We start from the raw sequence: 5,580 nt of genomic DNA, 5'->3' as shown, positions 1-5,580 counted from the left end.
GCATAGCGCCGGCCCTTCTTCAGTGCCTCCGAGCCGCTCAGGTCGATCTTGGCCAGCAGGGTCAGCACCACGGGCAGCTGGAAGCAGATGCCGAAGGCGATGATCAGCGTCATGGCGAGGCCGAGATACTCGGACACCTTCACCAGCATGTTGATCTCGCCCGTCTCCATCGAATGGAAGAAGCGCATGGCCAGCGGCAGCACGGCGAAATACACCATGGCGGCGCCCAGCACGAAGAACACCGGCGTCGCGATCAGGTAGGGCAGGAAGGCCCGGCGTTCCTTCTTGTACAGGCCGGGAGCGACGAACCCGTAGATCTCGACCGCCAGATAGGGAAAACCGAGGAACAGCGCGCCGAAGAATGCGAGGCTGAGCTGGGTGAAGAAGAATTCCTGCGGCGCGGTGTAGATGAGTTCCACCGGCGTCGGAGCCACGGCGTCGCGGTAGGGCTGCACCAGCACGTCGAAGATCGTGCCGGCGAAGAAGAAGCAGCCGATCAGCAGCGCGAATATGACGATGACCGAGCGGATCAGGCGCTTGCGCAGCTCAATGAGGTGATCGAGCAGCGGCGCCTCGGTGCCGGCAAGTTCGTCCTGGTCTCCCGACGCGGGCGGAGGAAGCTGCTTGGTATCGGCCATGCGTTAGGCCTTCTTGACGGCGGGCTTGGCGGCGGCGCCGGTCGTGCGTGCCTGCGCGGCCTTCTTCCGCGCCGGCTTCGCGGTCGCGGCCTGCGTGTCGGCCCGCCCCGCGCGCGCGGGCGGCTCGGCGGCCGGCTTGGCAGCAGGTTTTGCGGTAGGCTTGGCAGCAGGTTTGGTGACCGGCCCGGGCGCCGGCTGGGGCGCGGGCAATTCCGCGGTCTCGACCTTGGCCGTGGGAGCCGCCTTGGCCCGCGTCACGCGCTTGCGCGCCGCCGGGGCACCCGCAGGCTTGGCCGGGGCAGCGCCCTCGGCCGGCACGGCCGCGGCCTTGACCCGGGTGGCCCCTGCCACGGGCGTTATCGTCGATGCCTTGGTCACGGCCGCCTTGATCGATTCCGCCGGTGTCATGCCGGCCGCGGCGCGGATCTCATCCACGACGCTTTCCGAATTAGGGTCAGCGGGCTTGAGCACGCCGGATGGCTCCACCGTCCCCGATGCGGTGACGGTGTTGAACTCCTTGCGGATGGCGTCGGTGGTCTGTTTCAGCGGCTGGGTTATGGCGTTGCGGAGGTTCTTGACCTCGTCGAGCCCGGTCGTCTTGTTCAATTCGCGCTGAAAGTCGTTGCCCATGCGGCGGATGGTGGCGGTGAACCGGCCCAGCTTCCGCATCACGGTCGGCAACTCCTTCGGGCCGATGACGATCAGCGCCACCAGCCCGATGACGAGCATCTCAGTCCAGCCGACACCGAGCATGGTGCAATCCCCTCGAAGAACCGGTCACCCGCTAGGATCAGGCGTCCTTGCTCTTCTCGGCTTCCCTGGCTTCCAGCGGGGCACTGGCGTCAAGCCGCTGCGGCTTGTCGTCGTCCTTGAGGCCCTTTTGGAATGCTTTGATGCCCGAGGCGACTTCGCCCATCATGGACGAAATCTTGCCGCGGCCGAACAGCAGTATCACCACTATGGCCACAACGATGATGCCCCAAATTCCAGGCGCGTGCATTGTCTCTCCTACTGAACGCGAAGGCTGAAGGTGACCTGAGAAATAGGTTCAATCCTTGGCAAAGACAAGGACGTGTTCCGGATTGAGGGTAAGGAAAACGTCGCAGCCGGCGACGAACTGCTTGTCGGAGCGCTGCCGGATGCTGATCGGTTGCTCGATGCCTTCGACCAGCACCTCGCATAGGTCGAACCCTACGGCATCGCGCTTGGAGACGATGCGGCCCGGAATGCCGGCATGGGCCCGCGACATATCGATCACGCCCACCGGGCGGATGGCCACGATGACGCGGTCGCCCTCGCCGTGGCCGGGCGCCGGCACGGGGCCCAGCGGCGTGGCGGCGACGCCGCCCCGCACCGTCGCCTCGATCTCGCTCAGCGGCGACAGGAAGCGTGCGGCGCTGAGATCGATCGGGGCCTCGTAGATCCGCGCCGCGGCGTCGACCTGGGCAATGCGGCCGTGCCGCAGCAGGGCGATGCGGTCGCCCAGCACCATGGCCTCTTCCGGGTCGTGGGTGACGATGATGGTGGTCGCGTGGGTTTCGCGCAGCAGCGCCAGGGTCTCGCCCCGCACGCTTTCGCGCAGCCGCGCATCGAGGCTCGAGAACGGTTCGTCCAGCATCAGGATGCCGGGTCGCGGCGCAATGGTGCGGGCCAGCGCGAGGCGCTGCTGCTGGCCGCCCGACAGCCGGTGCGGATAGTCGTCCTCGCGATCGCCGAGGCCGACACGGTTGAGGGCGGCCCGCGCCTGCGCCAGCGCCGCGGTCCGGCCGAGCCGCTTGAGGCCGAAGCTGACATTCTCGAGCAGCGTCAGATGCGGGAACAGCGCGAAATCCTGGAACATCAGGCCGATGCCGCGCTTATCGGGCGACATGTGCACCCCGGGGCCAGAGACGATCTCGTCGTTGATCCGCACCGTGCCCGCGTCGATCCGCTGGATGCCCGCCGCCACCCGCAGCACCGTCGACTTGCCCGAGCCGGACTCGCCCAGCAGGCAGACGATCTCGCCGGGCGCCAGCTTGAGGCTGAAATGGTCGAGGACGACGCGCCCGCCCAGCGTCACTTCGACATTGTCGAAGGTCAGGGCCGACGCAAAGCTCACCCCGGCGGTCCCGCGCGGGCCCCAACCGGCCAATTCGTCGATCTGCGTCATGGTTCGTCTTCGTGCTCGGGCGCCTCGCCCAGATCATCGGGATCGAGCGGGTCCTCGTCGTCGCGCAGCGGCCCGTCGAAGGGCAGCGGAATCTGCATCGTGGCCGGCAGGCGGCTGGACAGCAGCCCGGCCCCCTTGAGTTCCTCGAGCCCGGGCAGGTCGGCGAGGCTCTCGAGCCCGAAATGATCGAGGAAAGCCTCGGTCGTGCCGTAGGTCACCGGCCGGCCGGGCGTGCGCCGGCGCCCGCGCATGCGCACCCAGCCTGCCTCCATGAGCAGGTCGAGCGTCCCCTTGCCGGTCGCCACCCCCCTCACCTCCTCGACCTCGGCGCGCGTCGCCGGCTGGTGATAGGCGATGATTGCCAGCGTCTCGAGCGCGGCGCGCGACAGCGTGCGGCTCTCAGTCTCTTCCCGCCGCAGCAGGAAGCCGAGATCCTCGGCCGTGCGGAAGGCATATTTGTCGCCGCGGCGCACCAGGTTGACGCCGCGTCCGGCATAGCGCTCGGCCAGCAGGGCCAGCAGCGCCTCGACATCGGCACCCTCGCCCAGATAGGCGCCGATCTCGGCTGGCGCCAGCGGCTCGGCCGACGCGAACAGCAGCGCCTCGAGGATGCGCAGGTTGCGCTCCACGACCTCCGCGTGCTCGATGTCGTACAGGATCTCGCCTTCAGGCATCAGTTTGCGTCCTCGGGCCCGCCGCCGTCCCCGGCCCGGCGGCGCACGAAGAGCGGGCCGAAGGCGAGGGTCTGGCGAAGCTCTACATGGCCCTGCCGCACGAGTTCAAGGCTCGAGGCGAAAGTGGAGGCCATGGCGGTCACCCGCTGCTCCGGCGTCGGCAGGTAGCGGGCGAGGTAGGTCTGCATCGGCACCCAGTCGAGGCTGTCGCCGATCAGTCGCTGCAGGATCTCGCGCGCTTCCTGCAGCGACCACACGGTGCGCTCCCGCAACTGGTAGTCGGCCGGCACCGAGCGTTCGCGCTGCGTCGCATAGGCCTTGAGCAGATCGTAGAGGCTGGCTTCCCACAGGCTGCGCTTGCGGATCGTGATCGGCTCCGGCGCGCCCCGCTGGTAGACGGCGAGACCGAGGCGTGGACGGTGCATCAGCGCGCTGGCGGCGCCGCGCATGGCTTCGAGGCGCTTCAGGCGGAACTGCAGCAGCGCCGCCATCATTTCGCCCGAGGGCTCCTCGTCGCCGGGCGCCTGCGGCACCATCAGCCGGCTCTTGAGATAGGCCAGCCAGGCCGCCATCACGAGGTAGTCGGCGGCGATCTCGATCCGCTTCTCGCGCACCGTCTCGATGAAGGCGAGGTACTGCTCGGCCAGGGCCAGCACGGAAATGCCGGAAAGGTCGACCTTCTGCCGCCGGGCCAGTTCGAGCAGCAGGTCCAGCGGCCCCTCGTAGCCGCCGACGTCGACATACATCACCTCGCCCTCGGCCGCCCGTTCCGGCGCCTCGAACCAGCCCGATGATGTGTCGCTCATGGCCGTCCTACTCACAGCTGACGAGGGACCTTGGCCCCCCGTCGAATCGCCGTCAAGCGAAGTGGCTGGCGATCAGCCGTTGGTCGCGAAGCAATCGCCGCCGTCGGCCTTGATCGAGGCGCAGATCTGGGTCGCCTCCTGCAGCGAGGCTGCCGGCAGGCGGACCCGGTACTTGACGCCCTTGGCGCCGAGATCGGCCCGCTGCACGATCAGCTGGTTGCCGTTGAACAGCGAGCCCCAGCGCGCCTGGGCCGAACGGACCGCCGCCTGGGCGTCGGCCTCGGTCGGCTGCGACGAAATCTGCACATAGGCGGCCGCCGCCGTGGCCGGGGCCGCGGCGGGAGCGTCGAGGCCGACCAGCGGCAGCTCGGCGAGCGTGCCCGCCGGGGCGGGCGCGGCACTGCGCAGGGCATTGCGATCGACCGGACGCGGCATCGGGACCGGCGCGACGAGGCTGGCGTCGAATACCGGCGGGGTCGTGCCCGCAGGCGCCAGCGCCGCCATTTCCACCGGCGGGGCGCCGGCGGCGGGCGCCTGCCCGTCGGTGATGACGGCCGCAATCGGGTCGGGCTCGGGCGTCGCCGCCAGCGGCTCCGCTTCCCCGACGGCGGCGGTCAGCAGATCCGACGGCTCGACGCTGGCGCCCGGGACGACCGGCACGTTCGGCCGGTCGACCGGCAGCGCCTCGGACCCGGCGATGGCCTCGTCACCGCTGACGATGGTGCCATCGGGGCGCACGGTGACGGTGCGGACCTTGCGGTTGGCCAGGCCGGATTCGGTCGCGGCCGGCGGCTCCGCCACGACGCGGGCGACCTCGGCAACGTCGGCTCCGGCCGTCTCGTCGCGCGACACCAGCGTCTCTGCATCGTCGGCGGCGGCAACGCCGTTGATCTCGTCGAACACCACCGATCGCGGCGCTTCTTCCGTCGCGGCATCGGCCGGCGCCGGCGGCTGCTTGGCCGGCGTCGCGTCGGCGGTCAGCACCGGCGCCTCGGTGGTCCCGCGCCCCATGCCCAAGACCCAGTACAGGCCGAAACCGGCGGCCAGAAGCAGCGTCCCGGCGACGGCGAGGCCGACATACTGCCGCAGGCCGGCGAACGGATTGGCGGTCCCCGGCGCCTTGCCCCGGGGCCGCTTGTAGGGGCTGTCGTCGCCGCTCGCCGGCCCGAGGCGGCCGACTTCGGCGCCCGTCGCCGCGGCCGCGGCGAGGATGGCGGCTTCCGCCGAGCGGACCTGCGGCTCGTTGTCCTTGAGGCCGGCCCTGCGCGGCGCAAACCCGGTCGTAAGTGGCGGCACCACCGGCGCGACGGGCG

General features: G+C 69.9%; 7 protein-coding genes. All 7 read right to left on the bottom strand.

The features are described from left to right. A partial coding sequence (tatC, locus tag VGD93_RS05795; RefSeq protein ID WP_395010109.1) for a twin-arginine translocase subunit TatC occupies window positions 1–638 on the bottom strand: 638 nt, incomplete at its 3' end. Window positions 639–641: 3 nt separating this feature from the next. Further along, entirely contained in the window at window positions 642–1,391 is a 750-nt protein-coding gene (tatB, locus tag VGD93_RS05790; RefSeq protein ID WP_395010107.1) for a Sec-independent protein translocase protein TatB, read from the bottom strand. Between the two features lie 37 nt (window positions 1,392–1,428). After that, the gene (tatA, locus tag VGD93_RS05785; RefSeq protein WP_395010105.1) at window positions 1,429–1,638 is read right to left on the bottom strand and encodes a twin-arginine translocase TatA/TatE family subunit; all 210 of its coding nucleotides are present in this window, start codon (window positions 1,636–1,638) and stop codon (window positions 1,429–1,431) included. Between the two features lie 48 nt (window positions 1,639–1,686). Next, window positions 1,687–2,787, bottom strand: coding sequence for an ABC transporter ATP-binding protein (locus VGD93_RS05780; RefSeq protein WP_395010103.1), 1,101 nt, complete (start codon window positions 2,785–2,787; stop codon window positions 1,687–1,689). Continuing rightward, on the bottom strand, window positions 2,784–3,461 hold the full coding sequence (gene scpB / locus VGD93_RS05775) for an SMC-Scp complex subunit ScpB (RefSeq protein WP_395010101.1): 678 nt from the start codon (window positions 3,459–3,461) through the stop codon (window positions 2,784–2,786). Before scpB ends, VGD93_RS05780 begins: the two co-directional genes overlap by 4 nt. Then, window positions 3,461–4,267: a segregation and condensation protein A gene (locus tag VGD93_RS05770; RefSeq protein ID WP_395010099.1), complete on the bottom strand. Its 807-nt coding sequence runs from the start codon at window positions 4,265–4,267 to the stop codon at window positions 3,461–3,463. Before VGD93_RS05770 ends, scpB begins: the two co-directional genes overlap by 1 nt. A gap of 72 nt (window positions 4,268–4,339) precedes the next feature. After that, the coding region (locus tag VGD93_RS05765) for an SPOR domain-containing protein (RefSeq protein WP_395010097.1) at window positions 4,340–5,580 on the bottom strand (1,241 nt) is incomplete at its 5' end.

This window comes from Devosia sp. (assembly GCF_036406155.1).
Classification (GTDB): Bacteria; Pseudomonadota; Alphaproteobacteria; order Rhizobiales; family Devosiaceae; genus Devosia_A.
This window is presented reverse-complemented; position numbering and strand designations above follow the sequence as displayed.